The 2864-nt window shown below is 61.5% G+C and carries 6 protein-coding genes and 1 pseudogene; all 7 read left to right on the top strand.

Features of this window, described 5'->3' with window-relative positions; genetic code table 11:
* Positions 1 to 310: pseudogene (locus tag ACYQ6T_RS10560) on the top strand (Rpn family recombination-promoting nuclease/putative transposase); the annotation flags it as partial.
* A 403-nt stretch (positions 311 to 713) separates the two neighbouring features.
* Positions 714 to 1097, top strand: coding sequence for a type II toxin-antitoxin system RelE/ParE family toxin (locus ACYQ6T_RS10565; RefSeq protein ID WP_459830646.1), 384 nt, complete (start codon positions 714 to 716; stop codon positions 1095 to 1097).
* On the top strand, positions 1081 to 1404 hold the full coding sequence (locus tag ACYQ6T_RS10570) for a helix-turn-helix domain-containing protein (protein WP_459830649.1): 324 nt from the start codon (positions 1081 to 1083) through the stop codon (positions 1402 to 1404). Before ACYQ6T_RS10565 ends, ACYQ6T_RS10570 begins: the two co-directional genes overlap by 17 nt.
* Before the next feature lie 135 nt (positions 1405 to 1539).
* A complete protein-coding gene (locus ACYQ6T_RS10575) occupies positions 1540 to 1818 on the top strand; it encodes a hypothetical protein (RefSeq protein WP_459830651.1) in 279 nt (92 codons plus the stop codon).
* Between the two features lie 259 nt (positions 1819 to 2077).
* Complete coding sequence (locus tag ACYQ6T_RS10580) at positions 2078 to 2362, top strand: type II toxin-antitoxin system ParD family antitoxin (protein ID WP_459830653.1); 285 nt, start codon at positions 2078 to 2080, stop codon at positions 2360 to 2362.
* A gap of 4 nt (positions 2363 to 2366) precedes the next feature.
* Positions 2367 to 2558 (top strand): type II toxin-antitoxin system RelE/ParE family toxin, encoded by a 192-nt coding sequence (locus ACYQ6T_RS10585; protein ID WP_459830656.1) that lies wholly within the window; start codon positions 2367 to 2369, stop codon positions 2556 to 2558.
* Positions 2559 to 2612: 54 nt separating this feature from the next.
* Positions 2613 to 2771: a hypothetical protein gene (locus ACYQ6T_RS10590; protein WP_459830654.1), complete on the top strand. Its 159-nt coding sequence runs from the start codon at positions 2613 to 2615 to the stop codon at positions 2769 to 2771.
* The last annotated feature ends 93 nt before the right edge of the window (positions 2772 to 2864 follow it).

The following is a 2864-nucleotide window of genomic DNA, read 5'->3' on the forward strand; positions in this document are numbered from 1 at the left end:
GATGAAACGCTGGACCAGAGAGTGGAAGGAAGAGGGATTTAGGGAAGGAATCGAGCAAGGCATCCAACAGGGAATCCAGCAGGGAATCCAGCAGGGAATCCAGCAGGGAATCCAGCAAGGCATCCAGCAAGGCGAGCTTCTGGGCAAACGCGTCGAAGCCGCGACGACACTCCGGCGGCTCCTTGCCAAGCGCTTTGGGCCGATCCCAACTGAAATCGAGCTACGCATCTCGGCAGCCTCCCTTGAGGAGCTCGAGGCATGGTTTGACCGCGCGATCGACGCCCCGACGCTTGCGGCGGTTTTTGAGTAAAGGCAAGCCGTCTCCATAACCTACACCCTCCGCAACCAGAGGGCCAACAGCGCCCCCGCATCTCCTCACTGACCCCGCGGCGCGCGAGCGGCTGGGGGCGAACGCGCGGGCGTTTGCGGTGGAACACTATGACCTCAAGAGCGTGTGCCTCCCGCGGCAGATGGAGTGGGTGGCGGGGTTGGTGACGTAACCGCCCCCCTTCACCCGATCCGCCCCTCTCTGTCATAGTCCCCAAGCTGCGCAAGCCATTTGTCGGCCTTTGCGGCTGTAACAAGCAGGCCCGTCGCGCGATACTCCTCCCACGCCTCGAGCCTCTCCGCCGATACCGCGATGCCGTTTCGGCGCTGCGCCTCGATCGCATTGAGTACTGTCGATATCCGTCACTAAGTGTTATAGTATGAAGATGAAACGAGTCTTCAAAACCCGCCACTTCAGTCGCTGGATGCGAAAGACCGAGCTGACCGACGAGGCACTGTGTGGCGCAGTGCGCGAGATGTCGCAAGGGCTGATCGACGCAGATCTCGGCGGCGGTGTGGTCAAGAAGCGGGTAGGGCTGGTCGGTCGGGGCAAGCGTGGCGGTGCCAGAACATTGGTGGCTACCAACAAGGGCGACTTGTGGTTCTTCGTGTTTGGCTTCGAGAAGAATGAACGGGCCAACATCAGCGCCGAAGAAAGAGAAGCGTTGCAGACCATTGCCCAGGATTTGCTGTCCCGCACCGGCAAGGAACTCGATGCTGAGGTGGAAGACGGATCACTACAGGAGATTTGCCATGACGACCAAAACTAAGGCCAAAAGCCGAATCCTGGAGGCTGTGCACGAGACGGCAGCGGATCTGCATCGCCTGGGTTTCATCGACCACCGCAAGATGCGCAAGTACGACGCGCTGTGCCTCGACCCAATTCCCGAGTACGACAGCGAGAAAATCCGCTCACTGCGTGATCGTTACCAGCTCAGCCAAACCGTATTGGCGTCGCTGCTCAATATCAGCCCGTCCACTGTTCGCCAGTGGGAGCTTGGTGACAAGCACCCCAGCGGCCCATCGCAGAAGCTGCTCAACCTACTCGAGCGCAAAGGCCTTGAAGCCTTGATCTGAAGGCAAGAGCGCGACACCGATGTGTCGCGCTGCTCCCTTCCTCTTCAGCGTTGTCCGAAAAATAATGACACTCATCGGACAAAAAATCAGGCGCTGCACATCGAGGAGCGCCTGTGATGACCAGGCGCACGCCGCTTGACGCCGCTCGCCCAAGCCGAGGCGCTGCGCGCCATTCGATTGGTGCTCGTGCGGCCGCGCGGCGACGTGGCGCTCAAGGTCACCGGGGCGCTCGGCGAGGCGAGCTTGAATGAAGCGGTCCATGTGCCGATCCTGGATGCGCTGGCTGACCACAAGCCCAAAACGCTCGCTGAGCTGGAGCAGGCCCTTGTCCCCAAGGTGGGCCTTGCACAACTGCGTGAGGCCGCGCTTTTGCTCACCGGCAGACGTTCGCGCAGAAGCGGCTGCCCATGTTGAAGGCGTTGATGGTGGCGTGAGCTCGTCACACGTCCTGGGGCAGCCCTCTTCGACGTCGCGGGGCTTACCGAGGCGATCTGCACGCTCCTCGCCGAACCCGCAGCGCGTAAGCAGCTGGGAGTAACCGCCGGGCGCTTGCGGTGGTGCACGTGGACTTGAAGCGCGTCTGTTTGCCGCATCCACACACGCGGTTCATGGGGCTGGTATTTCCGAGGGAGCGTTGGCATAATATGCTATATACATGGTTTCGGAGCTAGCTATGCCCACCCGTAATGTCGTACTGACCGAGAGTCAGGCGAAGTTCGTCGAACAGATGGTCGCCAGCGGCCGCTACCAAAATGCCAGCGAGGTGCTGCGTGAGGGTTTGCGCCTGGTGCAGGCCCGCGAGGCCGAGCAGGCAGCTAAATTGGCTGCTTTGCGTGAGGCCATCACCGTTGGCATGGATGACATTGAAGCGGGGCGGTACACAGCGTTCACCGACGCCTCGTCATTGCGCGCGCACATCGATACCCTCACCCAGCAGGTCCTGGACCAGCACGCATGAGTAGCTGGACGGTCCGTCTCTCAGATCGAGCCGCCCGAGACATCGAAGAGATCCTGGCCATGTGGCACGCCACGGGCGCAAGGGCCGGCACGTCGTGTTTTTTCGTGCCCGTGACAGCGAAGCGGTCATCGACGTTTTGCGCATCCTGCACGACAGCATGGAGCCACAGCAGCATCTATCGGCTGGCCTAGCGTGAGGGCTTGCCGATCGATGAACTTCGGCTGCGCAATCGTCGCAAGCGACACCCCCCATGCACGAAGCAATCCGCTATAACGAAACCGGCCGGTTCGTCGACTTCTTTGACGTCGCAGGGCTCAGCAAAGCGATCTGCGCGCTCCTGGCGACCCCGCAGCGCGCGAGCGGCTGGGGACCCATGCGCGGGCGTTTGCCGTGGTGCAATATGACCTGAAGCGCGTGTGCCTGCCACGGCAACTCGCGTGGGTAGGGGGCTGGCGTAAAATAGCACACGCATACCCATGACCACCCACCAGTGCCTCGATGC

Source organism: Hydrogenophilus islandicus, assembly GCF_054657095.1.

Excerpts from the sequence above, each read along its gene's own strand:
- ACYQ6T_RS10580 (WP_459830653.1), top strand. The coding sequence starts at position 2,078 with ATGCCCACCCGTAATGTCGTACTGACCGAGAGTCAGGCGAAGTTCGTC.
- ACYQ6T_RS10565 (WP_459830646.1), top strand. The coding sequence starts at position 714 with ATGAAACGAGTCTTCAAAACCCGCCACTTCAGTCGCTGGATGCGAAAG.
- ACYQ6T_RS10570 (WP_459830649.1), top strand. The coding sequence starts at position 1,081 with ATGACGACCAAAACTAAGGCCAAAAGCCGAATCCTGGAGGCTGTGCAC.
- ACYQ6T_RS10590 (WP_459830654.1), top strand. The coding sequence starts at position 2,613 with ATGCACGAAGCAATCCGCTATAACGAAACCGGCCGGTTCGTCGACTTC.